The organism is Nocardia sp. NPDC004604, assembly GCF_040609795.1.
In the GTDB taxonomy this organism is placed as follows: Bacteria; Actinomycetota; Actinomycetes; order Mycobacteriales; family Mycobacteriaceae; genus Nocardia.
Map to the genome: position 1 here is coordinate 1 of NZ_JBEXLC010000101.1, position 23,610 is coordinate 23,610.

General features: G+C 67.4%; 19 protein-coding genes. 15 read left to right on the forward strand and 4 right to left on the reverse strand.

Annotated features, from left to right (window positions below):
• The 5 genes from ABZW16_RS30050 to proB form a co-directional block, all read left to right on the forward strand.
• A partial coding sequence (locus ABZW16_RS30050; RefSeq protein WP_354959449.1) for an Rne/Rng family ribonuclease occupies positions 1–3,047 on the forward strand: 3,047 nt, incomplete at its 5' end.
• Positions 3,048–3,392: 345 nt separating this feature from the next.
• Entirely contained in the window at positions 3,393–3,704 is a 312-nt protein-coding gene (gene rplU / locus ABZW16_RS30055) for a 50S ribosomal protein L21 (RefSeq protein WP_040687720.1), read from the forward strand.
• A 40-nt stretch (positions 3,705–3,744) separates the two neighbouring features.
• Positions 3,745–4,011, forward strand: coding sequence for a 50S ribosomal protein L27 (rpmA, locus tag ABZW16_RS30060; RefSeq protein WP_354959450.1), 267 nt, complete (start codon positions 3,745–3,747; stop codon positions 4,009–4,011).
• A gap of 153 nt (positions 4,012–4,164) precedes the next feature.
• On the forward strand, positions 4,165–5,619 hold the full coding sequence (gene obgE / locus ABZW16_RS30065; protein WP_354959451.1) for a GTPase ObgE: 1,455 nt from the start codon (positions 4,165–4,167) through the stop codon (positions 5,617–5,619).
• A 330-nt stretch (positions 5,620–5,949) separates the two neighbouring features.
• Positions 5,950–7,065 (forward strand): glutamate 5-kinase, encoded by a 1,116-nt coding sequence (gene proB, locus ABZW16_RS30070; protein ID WP_354959477.1) that lies wholly within the window; start codon positions 5,950–5,952, stop codon positions 7,063–7,065.
• A 262-nt stretch (positions 7,066–7,327) separates the two neighbouring features.
• On the opposite strand, the gene ABZW16_RS30075 is transcribed toward proB, so the two are convergent.
• Positions 7,328–8,329: a WYL domain-containing protein gene (locus ABZW16_RS30075; RefSeq protein WP_354959452.1), complete on the reverse strand. Its 1,002-nt coding sequence runs from the start codon at positions 8,327–8,329 to the stop codon at positions 7,328–7,330.
• Positions 8,330–8,442: 113 nt separating this feature from the next.
• Here ABZW16_RS30075 and ABZW16_RS30080 point away from each other — a divergent pair, with 113 nt between their 5' ends.
• Both ABZW16_RS30080 and ABZW16_RS30085 read left to right on the forward strand, forming a co-directional pair.
• Positions 8,443–8,910: a VOC family protein gene (locus ABZW16_RS30080; RefSeq protein ID WP_354959453.1), complete on the forward strand. Its 468-nt coding sequence runs from the start codon at positions 8,443–8,445 to the stop codon at positions 8,908–8,910.
• A gap of 163 nt (positions 8,911–9,073) precedes the next feature.
• A complete protein-coding gene (locus ABZW16_RS30085; protein ID WP_354959454.1) occupies positions 9,074–9,457 on the forward strand; it encodes a hypothetical protein in 384 nt (127 codons plus the stop codon).
• Positions 9,458–9,587: 130 nt separating this feature from the next.
• On the opposite strand, the gene ABZW16_RS30090 is transcribed toward ABZW16_RS30085, so the two are convergent.
• The 3 genes from ABZW16_RS30090 to ABZW16_RS30100 all read right to left on the reverse strand — a co-directional run bounded on the left by ABZW16_RS30090 (position 9,588) and on the right by ABZW16_RS30100 (position 12,334).
• Entirely contained in the window at positions 9,588–10,928 is a 1,341-nt protein-coding gene (locus ABZW16_RS30090; protein WP_354959455.1) for a hypothetical protein, read from the reverse strand.
• Positions 10,929–11,162: 234 nt separating this feature from the next.
• Positions 11,163–11,537 (reverse strand): hypothetical protein, encoded by a 375-nt coding sequence (locus ABZW16_RS30095; RefSeq protein WP_354959457.1) that lies wholly within the window; start codon positions 11,535–11,537, stop codon positions 11,163–11,165.
• 83 nt (positions 11,538–11,620) lie between these two features.
• The gene (locus ABZW16_RS30100; RefSeq protein ID WP_354959458.1) at positions 11,621–12,334 is read right to left on the reverse strand and encodes an ESX secretion-associated protein EspG; all 714 of its coding nucleotides are present in this window, start codon (positions 12,332–12,334) and stop codon (positions 11,621–11,623) included.
• Positions 12,335–12,586: 252 nt separating this feature from the next.
• Here ABZW16_RS30100 and ABZW16_RS30105 point away from each other — a divergent pair, with 252 nt between their 5' ends.
• Genes ABZW16_RS30105 through ABZW16_RS30140 form a run of 8 tightly spaced genes read left to right on the forward strand, consistent with a single transcriptional unit; the run spans position 12,587 to position 23,585 of the window.
• The gene (locus ABZW16_RS30105) at positions 12,587–15,316 is read left to right on the forward strand and encodes a phosphoenolpyruvate synthase (RefSeq protein ID WP_354959459.1); all 2,730 of its coding nucleotides are present in this window, start codon (positions 12,587–12,589) and stop codon (positions 15,314–15,316) included.
• Positions 15,306–18,707 carry an AMP-binding protein gene (locus tag ABZW16_RS30110; RefSeq protein ID WP_354959460.1) on the forward strand — a complete coding sequence of 1,134 codons (3,402 nt, stop codon included), beginning with the start codon at positions 15,306–15,308 and terminating at the stop codon, positions 18,705–18,707. The genes ABZW16_RS30105 and ABZW16_RS30110 overlap by 11 nt, the downstream gene beginning before the upstream one ends.
• Complete coding sequence (locus tag ABZW16_RS30115; protein ID WP_354959461.1) at positions 18,704–19,021, forward strand: acyl carrier protein; 318 nt, start codon at positions 18,704–18,706, stop codon at positions 19,019–19,021. Before ABZW16_RS30110 ends, ABZW16_RS30115 begins: the two co-directional genes overlap by 4 nt.
• Positions 19,018–20,109 carry an SDR family oxidoreductase gene (locus ABZW16_RS30120; protein ID WP_354959462.1) on the forward strand — a complete coding sequence of 364 codons (1,092 nt, stop codon included), beginning with the start codon at positions 19,018–19,020 and terminating at the stop codon, positions 20,107–20,109. Before ABZW16_RS30115 ends, ABZW16_RS30120 begins: the two co-directional genes overlap by 4 nt.
• Complete coding sequence (locus tag ABZW16_RS30125; protein WP_354959463.1) at positions 20,106–21,038, forward strand: nucleoside-diphosphate kinase; 933 nt, start codon at positions 20,106–20,108, stop codon at positions 21,036–21,038. Before ABZW16_RS30120 ends, ABZW16_RS30125 begins: the two co-directional genes overlap by 4 nt.
• Positions 21,035–22,021: a ScbA/BarX family gamma-butyrolactone biosynthesis protein gene (locus ABZW16_RS30130; RefSeq protein WP_354959464.1), complete on the forward strand. Its 987-nt coding sequence runs from the start codon at positions 21,035–21,037 to the stop codon at positions 22,019–22,021. Before ABZW16_RS30125 ends, ABZW16_RS30130 begins: the two co-directional genes overlap by 4 nt.
• Positions 22,021–22,653, forward strand: coding sequence for a nitroreductase family protein (locus ABZW16_RS30135; RefSeq protein WP_354959465.1), 633 nt, complete (start codon positions 22,021–22,023; stop codon positions 22,651–22,653). Before ABZW16_RS30130 ends, ABZW16_RS30135 begins: the two co-directional genes overlap by 1 nt.
• Positions 22,650–23,585, forward strand: a complete 936-nt coding sequence (locus tag ABZW16_RS30140; RefSeq protein ID WP_354959466.1) for a hypothetical protein — start codon at positions 22,650–22,652, stop codon at positions 23,583–23,585. The genes ABZW16_RS30135 and ABZW16_RS30140 overlap by 4 nt, the downstream gene beginning before the upstream one ends.
• Positions 23,586–23,610 lie beyond the last annotated feature (25 nt).

Sequence of the window (23,610 nt, forward strand, 5' to 3'; positions counted from 1 at the left end):
AATCGGTCCGCGAGGCGCTCGTCACCACCGAGCCGGCCGCCGAGGTGTCACAGGATGCCGAGGTCGCGCCGGAGCAACAGCCAGCTCCCAAGGAGCCCGGCCTCATTTTTTCCGCACCGGACCAGGTGATCGATCAGTCCGGATCGCTGCCATCAGGGGAACAGCCCGCGGCACACCAGCCGTCGGTGCAGTTGTTCACCCACTCGGTTCCGCAGGAGCCGCACGTCGCGACGCCGGCCGTCTTCGAGGCCGCCGCCGCGGTCTCCGCGCCGCTGTTCCTGCCGCCGGACGCCGCGGCAGCCGAAGCGGCGCGTAAACAGCGGCGGGCCGAGCGGGAGACCCGCCGGGCCGAGGAGCCGGTGGTCGAGGACGAGGTCGAGACCACCGAGGAAGAACAGGAACCGACCGAACCGCAGGGCGATGCGGACCAGCCGCGGCGTCGGCGGCGTGGCCGTCGCGGCCGTGGTCGTGGTCGCGGTGAACAGCACAGCGAATCCGATGCCGAAGGTGACGAGAGCGACGTCGCCGAGGAGACCACCGAAGACGAGCAGCCCGCCGCGCGCAAGGCCGAGGCCGAGCCCACCGAAACCGCCGAGGACACCGAGGGCGAGGACGAGGAATCCGGTCTGCCCGAGGGTTCGAGCCGTCGCCGTCGTCGCCGTCGTCGCCGCAAGGTGGCCGGTGAGGGTGCCGAGGCCGAGGTCGTCTCCGAGGACGATCCGCCCAACACCGTGGTGCACGAGCGCGAGCCGCGCAATAAGAGCCGCACTCGCGCCACGGTCGACGAGGTGCAGGGCATTACCGGCTCCACCCGGCTCGAGGCCAAGCGGCAGCGTCGGCGCGACGGTCGCGAGGCCGGTCGCCGCCGCCCGCCGATCCTGACCGAGTCGGAGTTCCTGGCCCGCCGCGAGGCGGTGGACCGGGTGATGGTGGTGCGCGAGAAGACCTTCCCCGATCATCCGACCGCCACCCAGGTCGCGGTGCTCGAGGACAACATCCTGGTCGAGCACTTCGTCACCAATACCGGCGTCGCGTCGATGGTCGGCAATGTCTACCTCGGCAAGGTGCAGAACGTGCTGCCCTCGATGGAGGCCGCATTCGTCGATATCGGCCGCGGCCGCAACGGTGTGCTCTACGCCGGTGAGGTGAACTGGGAGGCCGCCGGTCTCGGCGGCAAGGAGCGCAAGATCGAGCAGGCGCTCAAGCCGGGCGATCAGGTGCTGGTCCAGGTGAGCAAGGATCCGGTTGGGCACAAGGGTGCGCGCCTGACCACTCAGATCAGCCTGGCCGGACGCTTCCTGGTGTACGTGCCGGGTGGTTCGTCCACCGGCATCAGCCGCAAGCTGCCCGATACCGAGCGCAAGCGGCTCAAGGAGATCCTGCGCGATATCGTGCCCGCCGACGCCGGGGTGATCATCCGCACCGCATCGGAGGGCGTCAGCGAGGCCGAACTGGCCCGCGACGTGGAGCGGCTACAGGCGACGTGGCGCACCATCGAGAAGGCCTCCGAGGCCAAGGACAGCGGCTCACCCAAGACGCTGTACGAAGAGCCGGACCTGCTGGTCAAGGTCATCCGCGATCTGTTCAACGAGGACTTCTCCAGGCTGGTCATCGAGGGTGAGCGGTCCTGGAGCACCGTCGAGAACTACATCCGCACGGTCGCGCCCGACATGCTCGCCCGGGTCTCCCGGCACGAGAACAACGGTGTCGACGTATTCGAGACCTATCGGATCGACGAACAGCTCGCCAAGGCGCTCGATCGCAAGGTGTGGCTGCCCTCGGGCGGCACCCTGGTGATCGACCGGACCGAGGCGATGACGGTCATCGACGTCAACACCGGCAAGTTCACCGGTGCAGGCGGCAGCAACCTGGAAGAGACGGTCACCCGCAACAATCTGGAGGCGGCCGAGGAGATCGTGCGCCAGATGCGGTTGCGCGATATCGGCGGCATGATCGTCGTCGACTTCATCGATATGGTGCTGGAGTCGAACCGGGATCTGGTGCTGCGGCGGCTGACCGAGGCATTGGGCCGCGACCGCACCCGGCATCAGGTCTCCGAGGTGACCTCGCTGGGCCTGGTCCAGATGACCCGTAAGAAGCTGGGCACCGGCCTGGTCGAAGCGTTCTCGTCGACCTGTGAGCATTGCCACGGCCGGGGCATCGTCGTGCACACATATCCGGTCGAGCTCACCGCGACCGAGGATGCCGCGCGTGGCAGCCGGGAGACCGGATCGCGGCGGCGCCGCGGCCGGGACAAGAGTGCGGCGGCCAGTGCGCCTGCCGCTGCCAGCAATGGCACCGGACATGTCGCGGAGACAGACGAGGCGGAGATCGCGGTCAAGCGGGCGCATCCGGTCGCGCTGGCAATGGCGGCGCATCAGTCCGAGGATGCCGCGCACGGCGAGGAGCCCGAAGCACAGGGTGAGGTCGCCACGGCTGCGGCCGAAGCCGTCACGACCGAAGCGGCCGAAGCTGTTGCGGCTGAAGCCGAGGCTGTCGCGGCCGAAGCAGCTGCGATCGAAGCCATTGCCGAAGCCGCCTCGGCTGCGGGCATGGTCGAGGAAGTCGTGGTCGACGAAGCCGTTGCGGCGGTGGCCGAGGCCGCTGCGGAAGCGGTCGCCGAGGAAGTCGCCGGAGCGGTGGCGGTGGAAGCCGTCCAGCCCGCGTCCGAGGAGGTCGTCTCCGCTGAGCCGGTCGTCGACGCCGCCGCGACGTCCGAGGCAGCGGCACCCGTTGCGGTCACCGAGCCCGCGGCTGAGCAGGCTGTCACATCCGAGGCACCCGCGGCATCCGCCGTCTCGGCCAACGGTGCGTCGGAACCGGTGGCGCCCCGTTCGGCCAGCCGCAGACGCCGTGTGGCGCGTTCGGCCGCTGCACCGGCCGCAGACACTGCGGGCGCGGTGTTCGTGCTGCCGACGGCTGATCAGACGTCCGCAACGCCCGTGGTGGATTACACGGCGGATATGCCGGTCGTGGTGCCGACGCGCAAGCCGCGCCGCCGGGCCGTCGGTCGTCCCGCCGGACCGCCGGTGGACGACGCGAACTGATCGCCACGATCGGATCCGAACTCGGGACCCCCGCCGCACTTCGCGACGGGGGTTCCCGCGTTGGACGGCCGAGTCGGACCGGCGGCGAGGACCGTGACCTGGTGCGGGGCACCGGTTTGGTCGGCGTGGTATCCGTCCTGTAATCTTGGACAGTCGCTGCCCGGCGACAGCGCTCATCTGCGCTGTGTTCGTGACTCGGCTCGAAGCCGAGAGCCATCAGGTTGCTGAGGCGGCGGTGACTACCAGACCAGAGTGCTGTGGTTTCCAAGCGGAGTCATCCGGGCGGGAGCACACAGCCGCGCGAGCACGAGCCGCGCGCATGACAGGAAGAAGGGCAGCCGACCGATGGCAACGTACGCGATCGTCAAGACCGGCGGAAAGCAGTACAAGGTCGCGGTCGGTGACCTGGTGAAGGTCGAGAAGATCGAGGGTGCGCCGGGTTCGTCCGTGGCGCTGGCCCCGGTTCTCGTGGTGAACGGCGCCGAGCTGACCACCGATGCGGACAAGCTGGCCAAGGTCTCCGTGGCCGCTGAGGTCGTCGAGCACACCAAGGGCCCGAAGATCCGCATCCACAAGTTCAAGAACAAGACCGGCTACCACAAGCGTCAGGGTCACCGTCAGCCGCTGACCGTCCTCAAGGTCACCGGCATCAAGTAAGCCTCCGCGCTTTCTCGAATTACTTCACAGGAGTTCAGAAATGGCACATAAGAAGGGTGCATCCAGCTCGCGCAACGGTCGCGACTCGAATGCCCAGCGACTCGGCGTCAAGCGTTTCGGTGGCCAGTCCGTTTCGGCGGGCGAGATCCTGGTTCGCCAGCGCGGCACGCACTTCCACCCCGGCGTGCTCGTCGGCCGTGGCGGCGACGACACCCTGTTCGCCCTGGCCGCGGGCAAGGTCGAATTCGGCACCAAGCGTGGCCGCAAGACCGTGAACATCGTCGTCCAGGAGCCGGTCGAGGCCTGAGCGCCTTAAGCCACTCCGGAAACAGCTGAGCGGGTCAGGGTGCATTCCCTGGCCCGCTTTTCGCGTTCTCTAAAGACCGCGATCCCTTAACGCAGGTTTTCGAGCGACCTGCAAGCAATCGCTACGGCCACCACCGAGGAGGATGATTCGGACATGTCCAAATTCATCGACCGTGTTGTATTGCACGTGCGTGCGGGCAAGGGTGGTCACGGCTGCGCCTCCGTGCGCCGGGAGAAGTTCATGCCGCTCGGCGGTCCCGATGGCGGCAATGGCGGACGCGGCGGGGATGTGGTGCTCGAGGTCGACCCGAATGTGCACACCCTGCTGGACTTCCACTTCCATCCGCACGCCAAGGCGAGCAACGGCAAGCCGGGTGAGGGCAGTAACCGCGACGGTAAGCAGGGCACCGATCTGCTGTTGAAGGTGCCCGACGGCACCGTGGTGCTCGATGACGACGGCAAGGTGCTCGTCGACCTGGTCGGCGCGGGCAATAAGTTCATCGTGGCGCGCGGCGGACGTGGCGGGCTCGGCAATGCCGCGCTGGCCTCCAAGGCGCGTAAGGCCCCCGGTTTCGCGCTGCTCGGTGAGGACGGTGAGGAGGGCGATCTCGTCCTCGAGCTGAAGTCCGTGGCCGATGTCGGCCTGGTCGGATACCCGTCGGCGGGTAAGTCCTCGCTGGTGTCGGTGCTCTCGGCGGCCAAACCGAAGATCGCGGACTACCCGTTCACCACGCTGGTGCCCAATCTCGGTGTGGTCTCCAGCGGTGAGACCACCTTCACCATCGCCGATGTGCCCGGTCTGATTCCCGGTGCGAGCGAGGGGCGCGGGCTCGGCCTGGATTTCCTGCGGCATCTCGAGCGCTGTGCGGTACTCGCGCATGTCGTCGACTGCGCGACATTGGAGCCGGGGCGCGATCCGGTCTCCGATGTCGATGCGCTCGAGGCCGAACTCGCGGCCTACAAACCGGCATTGGATGCCGATACCGGGCTCGGTGATCTGGCCGATCGGCCGCGCGTGGTGATCCTGAACAAGGTCGATGTGCCCGATGCCGCCGAGCTGGCGGAGATGGTCACGGCCGAATTCACCGCCCGTGGCTGGCCGGTCTACGAGATCTCGGCGGTGAGCCGAGCTGGACTGCGCCCCTTGACATTCGCACTCGCCGATATGGTCGAGCAGTATCGCACGGCGCATCCGAAGGCCGCGCCGAAGCGTCCGGTGATCCGTCCGATCGCGGTGCACGAGACCGGCTTCAGCGTCATCGCCGATCCCGAAGAGCCCGGCGGTTTCATCGTGCGCGGCCCACAACCGGAGCGCTGGGTGCGCCAGACCCAGTTCGACAACGACGAGGCCGTCGGCTACCTCGCGGACCGCCTGGCTCGTCTCGGTGTGGAAGAGGAACTGGTGAAACAGGGCGCCGAGCCGGGAGCCCCGGTCACCATCGGTGACGTCACCTTCGAATGGGAGCCGCAGATCTCCGCGGGCGTCGATATGGTGCCCACTGGCCGTGGCACCGATATCCGCCTGGAGCAGAACGACCGGATCAGTGCCGCCGAACGCAAGCACGCCTCGCGGGTGCGGCGTGGTCTGGTCGAGGACGACGAGGAATAGCGTGGACGCCGTGGGCTTGTGGTGTGCGCCGAAGTCTGACACGGCGTTGCTCGGTCCGGCCCATCGGCGGGTATCGGAATTCAGTAGTGGCCGACACGGTGCGGTGTTGCTCCGGAAGTTCAGCGCGGCGTCGAGTTCGGCTGGATCGATGGACACGGCCAGTTCGGTTGAATCAGCTGGTATGGCGAGGGCGTTCGGCCCGGCCGGTGCACCGGGGTCGGTTGAGTCGGGCGCTAGGACCGGCACGGTTGAATCGATCAATACGATGGGTTCTGTTGCGGTACAGGGAGTTCTGTTGCGATGCAGGTGAGTTCGGGGATCGCGGAGGCGATGGCGCAGTCCGGTCTGAGTGAGGCCAGGACGGCGATCGCGGCGGCGCGCAGTGTGGTGGTAAAGATCGGGTCATCGGCGCTGACCAGTTTGAAGGGTGGGCTGGATACGGCGCGACTGGATCGGCTCGCCGATGCGGTGGAGGCACGGATGCGGGCCGGATCCGATGTGGTCGTGGTTTCCTCCGGTGCCATCGGTGCCGGTATCGCTCCGCTCGGATTGACCAGCCGCCCAAGGGATCTGGCCACCAAACAGGCCGCGGCGAGTGTCGGCCAGTTGGCATTGGCGCATGCCTGGGGCACCTCGTTCGCGCGATACGGGCGCACGGTCGGCCAGGTGCTGTTGAGCGCCGACGACTTCTCCCGGCGCGAACACCATCGCAATGCGCAGCGCACCCTGGATCGGCTGCGCTCGCTCGGCGCGGTCGCCGTGGTGAACGAAAACGATACTGTTGCAACGGAAGAGATCCGCTTCGGGGACAATGACCGGCTCGCCGCGCTGGTCGCGCACCTGGTCGGTGCCGATGCGCTGGTGCTGCTCTCCGATGTCGAGGGCCTCTACGACGGCGACCCGCGCAAGGGCGCCGCGAAGTTCATCCCCGAGGTCCGCAGCAGCGCCGACCTCGACGGCGTCATCGCGGGTAGCGGCGGTGCGCTCGGCACCGGCGGCATGGCCTCGAAACTCTCCGCGGCCCGCCTGGCCGCCGACGCGGGCGTACCCGTCCTGCTCGCGGCCGCCACCGCGGCCGATATCGCGCTGAGCGCGGGCACCGTCGGCACCGCCTTCGCCGCGCGCCCGGTTCGCCTCTCCGCCCGCAAATTCTGGGTCCGCCACGCCGCCGACAGCCGCGGCGCCATACTGATCGACGAGGGCGCCGTCCAAGCCGTTGCCCACCGCCGCCGCTCCCTGCTGGCCGCTGGCATCACCGGCGTCCGCGGCCGCTTCCATGGCGGCGATGTGGTCGACCTCATCGCCCCTGACAACCGCATCGTCGCCCGCGGTGTCGTCGAATACGACAGCGCCGAACTATCCGGCATGCTCGGCCGCTCCACGACCGAACTCCCGGATACCATGCAGCGCCCGGTAATTCACGCCGACGACCTGGTCAAGGTCTGACCGCCCACCGGGATCGCCCCAGGGAGTGCGTACTCGGTGTCCAGAGCACTTGCCGGGGCAGAAGTTTTGCGGTCGGATACTGCTGGCGGCCACCTATGCGGGCGTGCAGCGCCGCCCCGCGAGCCTAGAACAGGCCCGTCCTAGTCGGATCGCCGCTCATGTACCAGGTGACACGATCCTTGCCAGCACCCCAAATTCTACGAATTCTCGCCGACTACCTGAGGCTGTCGCCGCGCGAGCTCGCCCGATGCTTCGAACTCGCTTATGACCCCGGGCGTGCGGCGCGTGCGGCGCGCCGGGACAGAGCGGCGAAGGCGTCACGCAGTGAGTCCGGGCCGATGACCTCGATCTCGGTGTCGAAACGCGCCAGCGTCGCGGCGAGTGCGGCCCAGGACCAGGAACCGGTCAGCAGTCTGGTGCGGGCGGGGCCGAGTTCCTCGACGATTCCGTCGCCGGCGAACGGGGCCACCTGTGCGGCGGGGAGGTCGAGGACCACCTCACCGCGACAGGGCCAGATGTCCGCGCTGTCGGAGCCTTTGAACCGGGCAGATAGGAATGCGGCGACATCGCCACCTGGCACTTGCCGGGGGGTGAAGCGCGGCCCGTTGGGGACGCGCAGCGCCATCCGATCGGCCCGATAAATCCGCCAATCCTGCCGCTCGGGATCCCATCCGATCAGGTACCAGCGTCCACCCCGGACCACGAGGTGGTGCGGCTGCACCCGCCGCGCCGGCCGCAACCCGGGATCCTGCGGCCCTGCCGCCGACCGGTAGTCGAACCGCACCTCCTCTGCGGACCGGACGGCGGCGCTCAGCGCGAGCAGAACGGCGGTGTCGGCCTGGGGATCGGCGCCGCGTCCGGCCGATTCGACCGCGGTCACGTCGAGGGCGTCGACGCGCTGCCGCAGGCGGGACGGCAGGACCTGCCGCACCGTTGCCAAAGCGCGTGCGGCGGCCTCTTCGATACCCGCTCCCGTCCCGACCGCGATCCGCAACGCCACCGCGAGCGCGACCGCCTGTTCGTCGTCGAACAGCAGCGGGGGCAGCTCGCTGCCCGCCTCGAGCCGATAACCACCCTCGGGTCCCTTGACCGCCTGGACGGGGTAACCGAGCTCGCGCAGCCGATCGACGTCGCGGCGAACCGTGCGTTCGCTCACCGCCAGCCGCTGGGCGAGCAGCATTCCCGGCCAGTCACGGCGGACCTGCAGCAACGACAGCAGCGAGAGCAGGCGGCGGGAGGTCACCTTCGAAGAAGCGGTCGGCATGGTGACCAGGCTGCCATAAATAGCGGACGTTCTCTGACCGGTACTGCTGACAGGGTGGCGTTGTCGCCGGAACCCTCCGGCGGCGAAATCACCTCCGAAGGGACCCGATCACCATGTCGGTAAACGCTGTCGCCCACTTGAACTTCCACGGTCAGGCCCGTGCGGCCCTGGAGTTCTACCAGTCGGTGTTCGGCGGGCAGACCACCATCGCCACCTACGGCGACTTCGGGATGCCCGCCGAGTTGCCCGACGCAACCAAGGTGGTGTTCGGCCAGGTCATCGCCGACAACGGCTTCCGGGTCATGGCCTACGACGTGCCCGGTGCGGACGCACCGGTCGCCCAGGGCGCGCCCACCACCCGCCGCGAGAACGGCGCCACCCGCACCACGGAACCGTTCTTCCTCTCCGTCCGCGGCGACACCGTCGAGGAGGTCGGCGCGCTGTGGGAACGCCTCGCGGACGGGGCAAGCGTCATCGAGGAATTCGGCCCGGCGCAGTGGGCGCCCGGGTTCGGGATGCTGCGCGATCGCTTCGGCATCACCTGGATCCTCGACGTCACAGCCGAGTACGCCCAGGTCTGACGCCATTCCACCGGGGTGCGGCCGATCCGGTCGAACCCCGGTGTCCTCGCGCGAAATCCGGATACCCAGCAGCCGCTACCTGACCACCGTCCACATCGCCGCAATCAACCAATGGCTACGACTCGGATGAGTGTGGATCATGCGGGGCACGTAGTCTCGCGCGGTGCACTCTCATCTGAGTTTTGAGAACCCTCCTGCGCTGCCGCACCAGGTCGTGGTCGAGACGTTGGAGCGGGCTTTGCGTGACCGCACGGCCGAGGGGGAGGCCGCGAGTGTCCTGGTCGGAAGCGCGTTGAACGACGACGACGTGGAGTTCGTCGAGCACTGGTGCGTGCAGGTTGGGACACGGGCCGTGCCGGGTAGTCCGTTGCTCGGACTGGCCGGCCTATGCCCGGGACACACCGCTCGGCGTTTCGGACGTCTCAGCGATGAAGCCCTCGCACTGGTGAAGTCGCTGGCAGCGCGTGCCGAGGCTGACCCGTCGGACGTGGATGGTCGGGCCGTCGACGGGTATGACGACGTCCGGAGCTTCCTGCACCTGTGGTGAAGCGCCGCCGGTGCGGTCAGGCGGCGCTGCCTGCTGCGACAGGCGTCGACGCCGGTGGCGTCGGGCGGGGTTCTCGCGCATACCGATTCGACGGCCGACCGGTCCGCCACGGGATCAGTGTGCGGCTGGGTTAGCGGGTGGCGTCGGGGGTTGGGATGACGCCGGGTTGATTGGTGGTGGATGGGGGTTGGGATTGGCCGGAGTCTTCGGGGATGGGGCCGGTGATGCCGGGTTGGCCGCCTGGGTCGGGGAGCGGTGCGGTGGGGCCGGTTGGGCCGGGAACCGGGGCTGGCGGTTGTGGCGCCGGTGTCGGTGGGGGTGCCTGCTGGGTTGGCGGTGTGGGGGTTTGCGGTTCAGGTGTTGGGGGCGGTGTGTGCTGGGTTGTCGGCGGTGGCGTCGGATCCGGGCTCGGCTGCGGAGGGGGTGGCGGAGCCTGCTGGGGTGCTGGTTCCGGCGTTGAGGTTTGCGGTGCAGGGATTGGTGTCGGCTCGGGGGACGGAGCTGGCTGTGGGGTCGTTGGTGCCGGGGTGGGTTGTGGTGCTTGGGATTCCGGTGTGGGTGGTGTCGGCTGTGGGGCTGGGGCGGGCTGTGGCGTGGTTGGTGCCGGAGTCGGTTGTGGCGCTGGCGATTCCGGTGTCGGCGTGGTCGGCGCCGGGGTGCTGGGGGCCGGAGTCGGATGTGGCGCTTCCGATTCCGGTGTGGACGGGGTGGGCGCCGGGGTGGGTTGTGGCGGTTGGGATTCCGGTGTCGACGGTGTCGGTTCGGGGATCTGTATGCCGGGTTGGGTCGGCTGTGGTGTCGGTGCGGGGGCTTGATCGTCGGGCACGGCGTACGGCTGCGAGTGCCGGGGTACCGACGGTGCCGGGCCCGGTGTGCCGGGGAGCGCGGGTGGGGCGGGCAGGGCGGGGATTGCGGTGCCTGCCATCTGGTAGGCCGGTTTGTAGATCATGTTCATGGCGAGGACGGCCTCTTGGCGCAGCGCCTCATCCGCCATCTGCGCATTGATCACGTTGGCGGCCTCGAGCAGGCGCGCGATGGTGCCGATCGGGCCCGAATTGCCCGGTGGCACAACGGCTATCTTCACGGCCTCGGCGGCCGCGGCCACGGCGCCGAGACGGGTGCCGACCTGGCCCATGATCGCGGCGAGTTGATCGACCGAATCGGCGTAGCTGCGGGCGCTGGCATAGGCGGCCTCGGCCGCCGCGCCCTCCCAGGCCATCGTATTCATCACCCGATCCGAGCTGGCCCGAGTCAGCGGGAACGAACTGGCAAGCGTGCCAGCAACTTCCAGCCAGGTGACCGAGGCATTGAGGATCTGGGCCGCATCGATCTGCTGGGTCTTGGCGTAGATCTCCTCGTGCTTCATCGACTCGAAGTGCTCCATCGAGCTGATGTAGTCGGGATCATTCCCACCCGTCGCCCGACCGCCACCCCCGACGAAATCGTTGCGCGATGCGCTATTCCCCGTCATCTGGCCCACCTCCGACGGATGCGTTGGGCGATGCGGTATTCGCTGTCGCCTGACCGCGACTGTCGACGGATGCGTTGGGCGATGCGGTATTCGCTGTCGCCCGACCGCGACCTCCGACGGATTCGTTGCGCGATGCGGTATTCCCCGTCATCTGCCGCACCCTCCACGGAAGCACGACGCTATGCGGTATTCCCGGTCGTCCGATCCCAACGGAATCGCTGAGCGATGCGACGTTCATCGCGGCACCCGCGATTCGATCGCCCGCAGTGCGGCGGCGTTCGCGGCGTCGGCCTCCTCGAACAGCCCGCCGCTGATGAGGAACGCCTCCTTCATCCGGTAGGCGGCCTCGATGTAGTGGTCGAGCAGCGTGGCGGCGTCGCGGGCCTTGTGTGCGAATCCGGCCTGCAACTGCTGTGCGGAGATGAATCCGCCGAATCCGGCCAGCTCACCGGCGGATTCGAGACGCTGTCGTAGATAGATGAGCCGGTCGGCCTGGTGGTCGTACATTTCGGCGCAACGCCGCGCCGCGTCCGGATCGAATTTGACGGTGCCCGCCTGTGCCTCCTGTTTGAAGCGGGCAATATCGGCTCGGCTGCTCTCGATCGTCATGCACACCCCCGGGGATCGGTCGGTCCGCCTCAGACTAACCGTTGGCTATGCGTCCGGTTGAAATTGTTCCGGTCGGTGACGGTTTATCGGGCCTGCGCGGGAATGCGTTTCTGCAGCTGCGTCGCGAGCTGTTCGGCCGAGGCGGGCACGATGTGCACGGTATCGCCCGCCTTGATCAGATAGCGTCCGTCGCCCTTGACGTCGATCCAGGTGTAGTGGATCGGCGGCTGCGGACTCGGATGGTCCAGTCGACCCTCGATCCGGATATGTCCCTCGGCGGTGTGCGGCTTCAGCAGCAGCCGCCGGATCGATGGCACCGAACGCTGCGCGACGACAACCACCTCTTCGTCGCGGATCGCCTCGGCAGAGGCGGCCCGCGGCGGTTCGTGACCGGCCGGGACTGCGGGCAGCAACGCCGCGATCCGAGCACCGAGCTTGGCACTGAGACCGATCGAAAGACGTACGCGCCCGCCGAAATCCGGGCCGGATCCGGGCTCCTGCACGGCGAGTACGGCGCGGTCGTAGATGGCGCAGGCCAGCATCCGGATCTCGGTGCCGGGACCGTGTCCGCCGCCGATCGCCACGATCCGGGTCTGCGGATTCGCCATGATCCGCAGGCACGCCGATAGGTCGGGATCGCTGCGCGGTGGTAGCCGCTCGTTCAGTTGTGCGCGCAACTTGTCGGCGTCGGTCTCGGTGCGCGGCGTCTCCAGGATGCGCAGCGGATACGGGTGACGATCCAATTCGGTTTCGCGCCAGATATGGGCGAACTCGTCCGGGGTGAAGGTCCAACTCACGCCGAATCACTCCTCACAACCCGCGAACGTCACGCCGCCCGCCAGCGACCGCGTGCAGGTCGCTCGAGGGATCAGCTTAGCGGTGGCTCGAGGCATTCGAACCAATGTCTTTTGGGAAGCAGTACCACAGGATTGCGGGCTAACGTGAGATTGAAATCTCGGATATATCCAAACAACCCCTCGGTTCGCTCTGCCATGTGGTGCCGGAGCGCCTGCTCCGGTGCGGTGAACGGGGGTGATGGGAGTGATGACTTGCAGGTTCTTGGACCGTGGACCGACCCAGCGACATTTGCCGCGCTGGCCGGGGGTAAAGCGCGTGGGTTGTACACCTTGCACAATGGTGGCTTCCGCGTCCCGGACTGGGCAGTGCTCGGCACCGACGTCTTCGACCGGTTCCTTATCGAAACCGACACGGACGTCGATCTGGCCGCCCTTGTGGTGAAAGTCACATCATCGGATGACTTGGCGACGGTGCTGGCCGCCGGTGCGGAATTACGCGCCGCGATCGTCGCCGCGCCGCTGCCGCCGACGGTCCTCGAGTTGATCGGCGACGCCTACGACCGCCTCGGCGCCAGTGCGATCGCGGTGCGATCCTCGGCGCTCGTCGAGGACGGCCTCGGCCATTCCTATGCGGGCCAATTCGATTCGTTCCTCAACGTCAACGGTGTCGACGCGGTCGCGGGCCGGGTGCGCGACTGCTGGGCATCGGCGTTCTCGGACAGATCAATCCGCTATGCCTTCGCGCACGGACAGTCGCGTGCCGCGGCAATAGCCGTTGTCCTGCAACACCTTATCGCCGCGCGCGCCAGCGGGGTGATGTTCACCGCGAACCCGATCACCGGCGCCACCGACGAATTGGTGGTCAGCGCGGTGTACGGCCTCGGCGAGGGGCTGGTGTCCGGTGCGGTGGACGCCGACTCGGTGGTGGTCGACAAATCCACCGGTACGGTGCTGGAAACGACTGTGGGGGACAAGGATCGGACCTACGCACCCGTCGGGGAGCAGGGCTACGCGGTGCTGGAGGTCGAGCAGCAGCAGCGCGAGCGCACCGTGCTCGCCGATGCCGAACTGGCCGAGCTGGTGGAGTGGGGACGCAAGCTGGAGGCCGATATCGGTGCGCCACAGGACATCGAGTGGGCCATCGATGTCGACGGGCTCTGGCTGCTGCAGTCGCGGCCGATCACCACCGCGGTCGGCGAGGGTGCGGTGCGTGGCGCGGTGCTGCGCGGCGCAGGTGAGGTCGTCGCCGACGATGAACAGCGAATCTGGGACAACTCCAACATCATCGAGAGTTTCAGCGGCATAACCTCCCCGCTGACCTATACGACGGCCGCCGATATCTACGGCCGGGTGTATCACGGCTACGCGAAATCGCTGCGGGTGCCCGCCGCACAACTGCGCCAGACCGATCGCTGGACTCCGGTGCTGCTCGGTTACTTTCACGGCCGGGTCTACTACAACCTGCTGCACTGGTACCGGATGGTCGGCATCGCGCCCGGATATCCGCTGAACCGAAAGGTGCTCGAGGCGGCGCTCGGCGTCGATGAACCGCTGCCCGATGAGATCGCGAAGACCCTGCGCCCGTACACCTTCCGCACGCCGCTGGCGCGACTGCGCTCGCGCGGGGTCACTACGGTCACCTATGTGCGGCGGCTGTTCGGCATCGACGATATGGTCGAGCGCTTCATGGCCGAGTTCTACCGCGTCTATGACGAATACGATGCACTCGACTATTCGACGCTGACCGGTGAACAGGCCTATGCCGCCTATCGCAAGGTCGACCGCGACCTGGTCGAACGCTGGGGCCCGCTGATGGTCCTCGACGCCATCCTGCTGACCTGCACCGGTCTGATGTACCTGCTGACCAAGCTGCTGCTGCCGAAGGTGCCGGAATGGTTTCTCTACGCCGTGGTCGGCCCCGGCGCGGATGTCGAATCCGCCGAACCGGCCCGCGCCATGACCGAGCTGGCGCAGTTCGTCCGCACCGACCCCGAGCTGGTGTCATTGATCAATTCGACACCGCCGGAACAGATTTACGATGCGCTGGGTGATCACGCCGAGCTGCGCGGCCGGGTCGAGGCCTATATCGACCGCTACGGCTATCGCAGCCTGGACGAGCTCAAACTCGAAACACCGGATCTGCGTGAGGATCCCGCGAGCCTGTTCATCATGCTGCGCAGTGCGATCGGCCGGGTCGGCGAGGCCGCGCAGCACAGCCGCAGTGCCGAGGCCGACGAATACCTCGATGCCAATCTGCGCGGCTTCCGGCGCCGGATCTATGAACGCCTGCGCGGCAAGGTGAATCGCAGCGCCGCCCATCGCGAGCGGCTGCGGTTCTGCCGCACCAGGGCCTTCGGGATGGTCAAGCGGATGATCCGGGTAATGGGCCGAGATCTGGTCGCCCGCGGCGTCATCGATGAATTCGGCGACGTCTTCGCACTGACCGTCCAGGAGTTGCGCGGCTGCTACGAGGGCGCCGATACCGCCGGTCTGCGCGAGCTGGTCGCCGCACGGAAAGCTCAGCGCGCCAGGGACGCCGAGTTGGTGGCCCCGGCCCGCTTCGTCACCACCGGCGCGACCTTCGGGCGCGCCGAACTCGCGCGCCAGGGCTGGGTGCCGGTCGCCGACACTCCGGCCGCGACCGTCGGCACCGTGCTGCCAGGTACGCCATCGGCTTCCGGGCTCGTCGAGGGCAATGCGGTGGTCGTCGACGAGCCGCGCGACGTCGCGGGCGGCATTCTGGTGGCATACCGCACCGATCCCGGCTGGGTGGCCGCGCTGCCCTCGGCATCGGCGCTGGTCATCGAGCGCGGCAGCCCGCTGACCCATGTCGCGATCGTGGCGCGGGAGCTGGGCGTGCCGACGGTGGTTCAGGTCAAGGATCTGACCAAAAAGATACGGCCCGGTATGCGAATTCGGGTCGATGGTACAAACGGAACGGTGACTGTGCTGTCCGAAGGAGATCTGCGGAATGAAACCTGACGAAAACGTTGCCGCAGTTCGCAATTGGCTCGCAGAGCCGGCGCGGGACACCGGGATCTATCTGGCCGATGAGTCCGACGGCTGGGACTACCGCAGCTATGCCGATCTCGCCGAGCTGACCTGGTCGATCGCGGCGAGCATGCGCGCGCACGGTATGGGCAGCGGTGACGGTGCGTGTGTGATCATGCCGACCGGATTCCCCTGTGCCGCAGCGTTCTACGCCGTGTGGGCGTGCGGCGGGGTGTTCACGCCGGTCGCGCCGCCGATGTTCGGCGACCTCGACCAGATCATCGCCCATATTGCGGCCGTTCTGGAGCAGGCCCGGCCGCGACTGGTGGTGACTTCGACCGAATTCGAGGATTTGGTGCGCAGGGCCGCGGTCGCGGCGGGCCGCACCGATGAGCCGCTGGTGATCGATGCCGCGAAACTGGGTCCGGCGCCCGAGGTTCGTGAATTCGGGGAGCCGGACGAATGCGCGCTGCTGCAATTCACCTCGGGATCCACCGGTACACCGCGCGGGGTGCGGGTCAGCTGGCACAACCTGGCCAATAACATCGCGATGATCTCGGCGCTGATCGACTGGCGGCCCGGCGAGACCATGGTCTCCTGGCTGCCGCTCTATCACGATATGGGTCTGGTCGGCGCATTCCTCACCACCGTGACCAATCAGGGCGATCTGTATCTGATGCGCCCGGACCAGTTCGTCCGTGACCCCGCGCGCTGGCTGCGTGCCATGACCCATGCCCAGCACACCCCGTCGCCGTCCTTCGCGCTCGGCTATGTGGCGCATCGGGTCGCGGCGGAGGAGATCGCGGACCTGGATCTGTCCGGATGGCGCACGCTGGCCGTCGGTTCCGAGCCGGTCGAGGTGGCCGATCTCCAGTCGTTCGCGAATCTCACTCGCAGCCGGGGCTTTTCGACCAACGCATACACCCTCGCCTACGGTTTGGCCGAGGCGACGCTGATGGTGACCTCCTCCGCGCGCAACCGGCCCATCACCACCCTGCGGCTGGACAATCCGAATCTGCGCTTCGGCGAGCCGATTACGATTCTGGCCGAAGAGTTGCTCGACGATACCCACCGCGTCGAGGGCTCCGGCTGGATCACCGGACTGGGGTACTCGACGCCCGAATCGACGGTGCGGGTGGTGGATGAAGACGGCCGGGAGCTACCGGACGGCATCCTTGGCGAGATGATCGTGGTCGGCGATTCGGTTGCACTGGGCTACTCTGGCGAGCCGACCGGTGGTTCGTCGACGCGGATCGTCGAAAGCGTGCTGTTCACCGGTGATGCCGGATTCCTGCACAACGGTGAGGTGTTCGTACTCGGCCGGATGGGTTCGAGCCTGAAGGTGCGCGGGCGGTCGGTGTTCATGGAGGACATCGAATCCCGGGTCGCTCAGGAAACCGGGATCACCAAGGGCAAACTCGCGGCCGTCGCGATCACCGAGGCTGGTGCCCAGGGCATCGCATTGTTCGCCGAATCGGCACCCGGTGACTGGATTGCCGAGGCGCGCAGGATCATTCGCGGTGAACTCGGGCCCGCGCAGACGGTGACCATCGTGACCGGACCGCGCGGCATCATTCGCCGCACATCCAGTGGTAAGCCGCGGCGTCGGCACATGTGGCAGCTGTTCGTCGACGGTGCGCTGGCAGGCGCGGTGGTGCACGCGGCCGATGGTGCCGCGGAATCGGAACCGCGCGCCGATCGGGCCGGTACCGATGGGGCCGTTCCCGAGCCCGCCCTGCCCGCAGAGCGGGTGCGTCAGCTACTCGATTGTGCGCTGGAAAGCATTGTGGTGCCGCGCGATTCGGCCGTTCTGTTCGAAGGATCGCTGGCGGAGGGATTCGGCAATGCCGGATCCGATGTCGACTTCCTGGTCGTCGCGCCGGGTGATGAAGAACTGCCGACGTTGCCGACGGTGTTGTTCATCGACGGACGCCGGGTGGAAGTGCGGACCCGGTCCGAGGCGCAGCTGCGTGATCAGCTGACACAGGCGGGTGATCCGGACCGGCTCGACGAGGATCTGCTCAACCGGTGTCAGCGCTTCCTGCGCGCGACCCTGGTCAAGTCCGGCACGCCCGATATCGCGGAACTGCGTGCGCTGCTTCCGCATTCGAACTTCGCCGCCTTGATCGCGGACTGGTGGACCCGGCGCGCAACGCAGGCGCTGCGCTACGCGGTCGCATTGCGGGCATTGCAAGCGGAGGACGAGGCCGGGGAGTGGGCGCGCGACGGACTGCTGCAGGCCATGAAGGGCTGGGCGGCCCGCCGGGGCGAAAGCTATCTGGAGACCAAATGGCTGCCGCACCAACTCGACCGCATCGGCGACCACGAGCTGATCGATCGCTACCGCGAACTCGGCTTCCCTGCTGAAAATGTGGTGTGGGAACAAGTTTGGGAGTTGGCCGCCGCGCTCGGCATATCCGAGGTCGCAGACGATCCGCATCAGCTCCTGTTCGCACGAACACCCCGGGTGACAACCTGGACGATCGGCGGTCGGGTGCATGTGATCCGCGACGACCGTGATGTCTTCGCGCTCTCGGACTCCGCTGCCCGCGCCTGGCGCTCAGTGGTGTTCCGGCACTCACTGCGCGATGTGCTGGCTCGTGCCGAGCACGATATCGCTGCGGATCTGACCGAATTCCTCGGGCTCGGTCTGGTCGGATTGCAGTGGCGCGGTGGCGAACTCGTCGAACCAGCACTGGCCATGTGCAAGTCGGTCAAGCCGTATACGCCGGTGCCGAGTTCGGTCGCGCCAGCGCTCGGCCTGACCGGCGCGGCCCGCGACGATGTGATCGCGACGCTATCGCCGCTGCCCGCGATCAGATTCACCGAATGCGCGCTGAATCTGGTGTGGTCGAATATCGTCTTGGAGAACGCCAGGGAGGATCTGGCGGGAGCGGTCAAGAACTCTCAGGGGGCGGTCGCCGATATTGCCGCCCATCGGCTGATCGCGATGGCGGTGCGTGTGCTGTTGTCCGCATTCGGGATTCACCCGCTGCCCGCCGATGTCGCGCCCGTGTCGACAGTTCGGCGGCTGTTGCCGGTGCACGCCGTGCGCCACGATGAGCTGCTGGCGCAGCTGGAATCGGCACGGCGGGTGCGCTTCTCGGAGATCATCCGCAGCGGCGGCGATACCATTGCCGGGCTGGCGATACTCGATGATTTCGTCGCCCTGGTTCGGTCGGTGGCCGCGGGTTCCGCTGCGACAGCACAATTCCCGGCCTCCTTCGATTCGCGTGAGCAATGGCGGCGCACCCTGGCGATCGGCTATGACTGGCTGCGCATCGCTGGCTACCTGAACACCGACCTGCCCCTCGACGAGGCCCGCGATCTGCTGACCTCCGGTGGCCAACAACCTCATCTCCGGGAAGGAGAGCCGGCATGACGGCAGCATCGCGCAGCGATTCGATCGGGGGCGGTGCCCGGGTGACGGACGGACCCGCCGACAAGGTGCGCAGACTTGTCCTGGCCATGGCCCCGCAACCACCGGCCGAGCTGTCCGACGACCACCGCCTCGTGGAAGACCTCGGCTTCGATTCGCTGCGTCTGATGGAGCTCACGGTCGTGCTGGAACGGGCGTTCGCGCTGCCGCGCTACCGGCCGGAGGAGCTGGTCGGAGTCCGTCGAGTCGATGCGGTGATCGCCCTGGTGTCCGGCACCTTGGCGGCGGCCGAGCAGGTCGGCGAGGTGCACGGGTGAGCCTCGGCGATACCGTTCTGGTCACCGGCGCGGCGGGTCTGGTCGGCGCGGAGGTGGTGGCACGGCTGGCGGCCGCGAGTCGGCCGGTTGCCGCTGTGCTGCACAGCAATTCGACCATTGTGCGCAATGACGGCACGCTCATCGAGGCCGGGACGGCGGTCGCGGGAGATGTCCGGGTGCCCGGTTTCGGCCTGGCCGAAGGTGTCGCCGCGGATCTGGCCGAACGGGTCGGCATCATCGTGCACTGCGCGGCGACAACGGCATTCGACGCGTCGGCGGCCGATTACGAGGACCTCAATGTGCGTGGCACCGCGAACGCCATCGCGCTCGCCCGCCGATGGGATGTGCCGCTGGTGCACGTGAGCACCGCCTATGTCTGCGGTATGCGCGGCGGCACCATTTCCGAGGATGACCTCCGCGCGGGCCAGAGCTTCGGAAATGGCTACGAGAACAGCAAGTTTCGCGCCGAACAGCTGATACGGGCGGCGGGCGCGGAGGGTCTGCAGTGGGTGATCGTGCGCCCGGGCATTGTGACTGGAGCCAGCGATACCGGTGTGATCCGGGAGTACAAGAACCTCTACACCGTCGTGAAACTCATGGTCGAGGGCAAGCTCCGTTCGCTACCCGGCCGCTACGATGCGACGCTGTCGCTGGCGCCGGTCGATCATGTCGCCGATGTGATCGCTGCTGCCGTACTGGATTTCGACTCCGCGTGCAACCGCACGCTGCACGCCCTCGGCCGCGACACCCTGTCCCTGCGCGAGGTGTCCGATGTACTCGCCGAATACCCGTCGTTCGAGGTCGCCACCTTCGTGCCGGAGGCAACCTTCGCCGAGGACGACCTCGAGCCGATCGAGCGGGAGTACTACCGCCGGATCGGCGCGCTCTACACCAGCTACTTCCGACGGCGGCTGGTCTTCGACACCACCCACGCCGACGTGTTGCTCGGCAAGTTGTCCCCAGCGACGGGTAAGGAGTATCTGCGGCTGCTGTTGGACTATTGCCTGGAATCCGGTTATCTGGGAATACCGCTGCCTTCGATCGAGGATATCTTGGCCAGCAACGACTTCGACGGAGCCGCGCAATGAGTGCCATCACCCCCGAGCCACTGCGGCAGCTGCTGAGCACGCTGACACCGTCGCCGGAGAAGGTCGAGGCCTACGTCGCCGACACCTACGTCCAGGAAACGGTCGACCAGCTCGACCGGCTCGGCGTCGACGCGGCCAAATTCGCCAGGGAACATTCGCTCCTGCTGCTCAAGCCGGACGCGATTGTCGCCCGTTCCGTGGAGCCGACACTGAACTGGCTGGCCGACAACGGATTTCACATTGTCGGCGCCTGCCGCATTCCGGTGGACCGGCATCTGGCCCGCGCGCTGTGGTACTTCGCCTGGAATATCGCCTCGCCCGAACGCCGACGCCTCGCGGATCTGCTGGTCGGTATCTCGGACGTGCTGGTGCTCGTGGTGCACGGAGCCGACGGCGCTTTGCCGGTTCCGGTGCGGCTCACCGAGGCGAAGGGCGCCACCGATCCCCGCAAGCGCCGACCGGGCGAGTTGCGGTATCTGCTCGGCCGCCACAACTACCTGCTGAATCTGGTGCATTCACCCGACGATCCCGCAGATGTCCTGCGCGAACTCGCCATCTACCTGGACGAGTGGAGCCGAGCCGGGGTGATCGCGCAGGCGTGCGCGGGCGAGGACCGCTCGGCGGAGGCGACCGCGATCGCACAGGACCTGTACGTGCGCACACCAGCGCGCAGCTTCGAGCGGGCGGATGCGCTCGACCGGGTGCTGCGCGATCTCGAACGGGACGGCCGGACTGTCCCACCCGGCTTCGATCCGACCTCGGATGCAGATTGCGCACAGTTGCTGTATCAGGCCTGGGCCGACGGCCGCGATCTGGATCCCTGGTCGGCGATCTTGCTCGGATCCTATGTACTTCCCATGCGGACCGGCACCGAGCCGCAGATGTTACGGCCGGTGTCGGCCGAGGAATGGTTGGAGGGTCGACCGTGACCACAGAAACGGCCGCCGTACAGACGGCAAGCCATATCCGCACGATATCCCGGGAACTCGCGCACCGGTGCGCGGTCTCGGAGGTGTTCGTCACCTCGCTGGACGCCGTGGGCGAACACACCTTCGTCGCCGGGGCCCAACTACCCAGGATGCACGCCTATTACGGCGACCACGTCGGATCGCTCGCGGTGCGCCACGATCCACTGGTGGTCATGGAGGCGGCGCGACAGGCCGCTATCGCATTGACGCACAAGTTCTATGAGGTGCCGCCCGAAATGGGCTTCGTGGTGCGCACCTTCAACGGTACCGGCTCCGACACCACCGCCTGGGAGGTCCGTACCGCGCCAGCGGATCTGGTCATGCGGGTGCGAGTTCCGCAGCGACATCAGCGCGGTGGTGTGCTGCAAGGTCTCGATATGGTGCTCGAAATCGAATCCGATGGCGAGCCGATGCTGACGGTCGACGGATCCTTCTCCTGGGTGACCCCACGGCAGTGGTCGGCACTGCGCAGTGGATTCCGGGAAAGCCTGGGGCTCGGACCATTTCACGGTGCCTCGGCTCTCACCGAACGGGCCGCACCTGCCGCGGTGGGCCGGGAGAACTGGCGCAATGTGGTGATCAGCCCGCCGGTGCGCACCGGCGCGGTCGCGCGGGCGACGCTCGTTCCCGATCTCGGCCATCCCTTCCTGTTCGACCACCAGCTCGACCATGTGCCCGGCAGCCTGCTCATCGAGGCCTGCCGTCAGACCGCCTTGTCGATGCTCGTGCGTGATCTGCCCCAACTCGAATGTGTGGCAAGCGCTTTCGACCGATTCGTCGAATTGGATCTGCCCGCTGAATGCACCGCGGAGATCACCGATCAAGGTGCGGGCAATATCGTGATCCACTGCGAGATCCACCAGGCCGATGCCGTCGCCGCCCAGATCGATCTCGAATTCGCCGAGGACGCGCTGGTTTCCGAGGCCGATATCGAAGGAGTCTGATGGCTGAGGACTTCAAGGGCACCGACCTGCTGACCAGCACCCGCGCCTTCCGCCGCCGTCTCGATCTCACTCGACCGGTCGCGCGCCAGGATCTGCTGGACTGCCTCGATATCGCGGTGCACGCCCCGAGCGGCACCAACCGTCAGCCGTGGCGCTTCCTCGTGGTCGAGGATCCGGCGGTCAAACAGCAGATCGGTGACTACTACCGAAAGGGTTTCGCCGCTTACCTTTCCGCACGCACCCCCCGCCCCGACCAGCTCGGCGATCTGGCCTCCGGCCAGCACCTCGCCGCGCACCTGCACGAGGTGCCCGCTCTGGTCATGGTGTGCTCGCTCGGGCGGCCGCCCGCGAACGCGTCCCCGCTGCTGCTCGCCAGCTTCTACGGCTCGATCTACCCGGCGGTATGGAATTTCATGCTCGCCCTGCACGAACGCGGGCTCGGGTCTACCATGACGACCGCGCATCTGGCCTACGAGCGGGAGATCGCCGATCTGCTCGGGATTCCGTTCGACCAGGTCACCCAGGTTGCGATGCTGCCGGTCGCGCATCTGCTGCCCGGTTCCCGGGGGCCCGGCCTGCGGCGCACTCCGGCCGCGGAGGTGACCATGTGGGACCGGTGGAGTGACGGATGAGCGCTCGCATCGCGTCCGCTCCCGGTCTCCTGGATTCGGTCGTTCGCATCGGTCGCTTCACGGCGGTGATGTACAAGCCGCACTACGTGCTCTACGGCGTGCTCTGGGTGCTGGCGCTGGAGGGCACCGCGGCCCTGGTGTCGCAACCGGATTCGGCCTGGCGGCCGACCGGGTCCACGGTATTGCGGATCGTCGTGGTCGCCTTCGTTCTGCTGTATCTGCGCATGGTCGACGAACAGAAGGACCTCGACTACGACCGCGTCCACAACCCGGATCGTCCCCTCGTCACCGGCGCGATCACCGCCACCGAACTCCGTGCCGCCATGACCGTCATCGCCATCGGCGCGATAGCCGCCAGCCGCACGCTGTCGGCGATCTCGGCGCTCATGATCGCCGCCGTCCTCGCCTATGGTCTGGTGCTGTGGGGTCTCGAGCGGCTATCGGTCACCATCCGAACCGACATCCTGGTGAACCTGGCCGTCACCTACCCGGTCCAGCTGCTCGTCACCGCCTACATCATCCTCTCCGCCGCCGATACCGGTGAAGTCCGCGCCACCTGGAAGACCGCCGCCGTCGCGCTGATCTTCGCGGGCGCATTCCTGCAATTCGAATTCGCCCGCAAGACTTCCCGAACCCCCCGCCCCGACGAGCACTACTACTCCAACGCCCTCGGCCCGATCGGCAGCACCGCCTTCGGACTGCTGTGTGCCGCCGTCGCCGCGCTCACCGATATCGCCCTCGTCCAGCCGTGGACGTATCCATCGGCTCAGGCCATTGTCGCCTGGATTCCCTTGGTGCTCTTACTGCTTCCGATCTGGGGCGCGGTGAAGTTCCTGCGCGGCACCCGGCCGGACTATCCGGTGCTCCCGGCCGTCCTGTTCATTCTGACGTCGTACATCGTGCTCATAGTTCAGGCCCTCACGCTGACGTAAGTCCGATCCCCGCAGCCGATTCCGG

Excerpts from the sequence above, each read along its gene's own strand:
- ABZW16_RS30110 (WP_354959460.1), top strand. The coding sequence starts at position 15,306 with ATGAAACCTGACGAAAACGTTGCCGCAGTTCGCAATTGGCTCGCAGAG.
- rpmA (WP_354959450.1), top strand. The coding sequence starts at position 3,745 with ATGGCACATAAGAAGGGTGCATCCAGCTCGCGCAACGGTCGCGACTCG.
- obgE (WP_354959451.1), top strand. The coding sequence starts at position 4,165 with ATGTCCAAATTCATCGACCGTGTTGTATTGCACGTGCGTGCGGGCAAG.
- ABZW16_RS30140 (WP_354959466.1), top strand. The coding sequence starts at position 22,650 with ATGAGCGCTCGCATCGCGTCCGCTCCCGGTCTCCTGGATTCGGTCGTT.
- ABZW16_RS30075 (WP_354959452.1), bottom strand. The coding sequence starts at position 8,329 with ATGCCGACCGCTTCTTCGAAGGTGACCTCCCGCCGCCTGCTCTCGCTG.
- ABZW16_RS30135 (WP_354959465.1), top strand. The coding sequence starts at position 22,021 with ATGGCTGAGGACTTCAAGGGCACCGACCTGCTGACCAGCACCCGCGCC.
- rplU (WP_040687720.1), top strand. The coding sequence starts at position 3,393 with ATGGCAACGTACGCGATCGTCAAGACCGGCGGAAAGCAGTACAAGGTC.
- ABZW16_RS30115 (WP_354959461.1), top strand. The coding sequence starts at position 18,704 with ATGACGGCAGCATCGCGCAGCGATTCGATCGGGGGCGGTGCCCGGGTG.
- ABZW16_RS30095 (WP_354959457.1), bottom strand. The coding sequence starts at position 11,537 with ATGACGATCGAGAGCAGCCGAGCCGATATTGCCCGCTTCAAACAGGAG.
- ABZW16_RS30125 (WP_354959463.1), top strand. The coding sequence starts at position 20,106 with ATGAGTGCCATCACCCCCGAGCCACTGCGGCAGCTGCTGAGCACGCTG.
- ABZW16_RS30080 (WP_354959453.1), top strand. The coding sequence starts at position 8,443 with ATGTCGGTAAACGCTGTCGCCCACTTGAACTTCCACGGTCAGGCCCGT.
- ABZW16_RS30090 (WP_354959455.1), bottom strand. The coding sequence starts at position 10,928 with ATGACGGGGAATAGCGCATCGCGCAACGATTTCGTCGGGGGTGGCGGT.
- proB (WP_354959477.1), top strand. The coding sequence starts at position 5,950 with ATGGCGCAGTCCGGTCTGAGTGAGGCCAGGACGGCGATCGCGGCGGCG.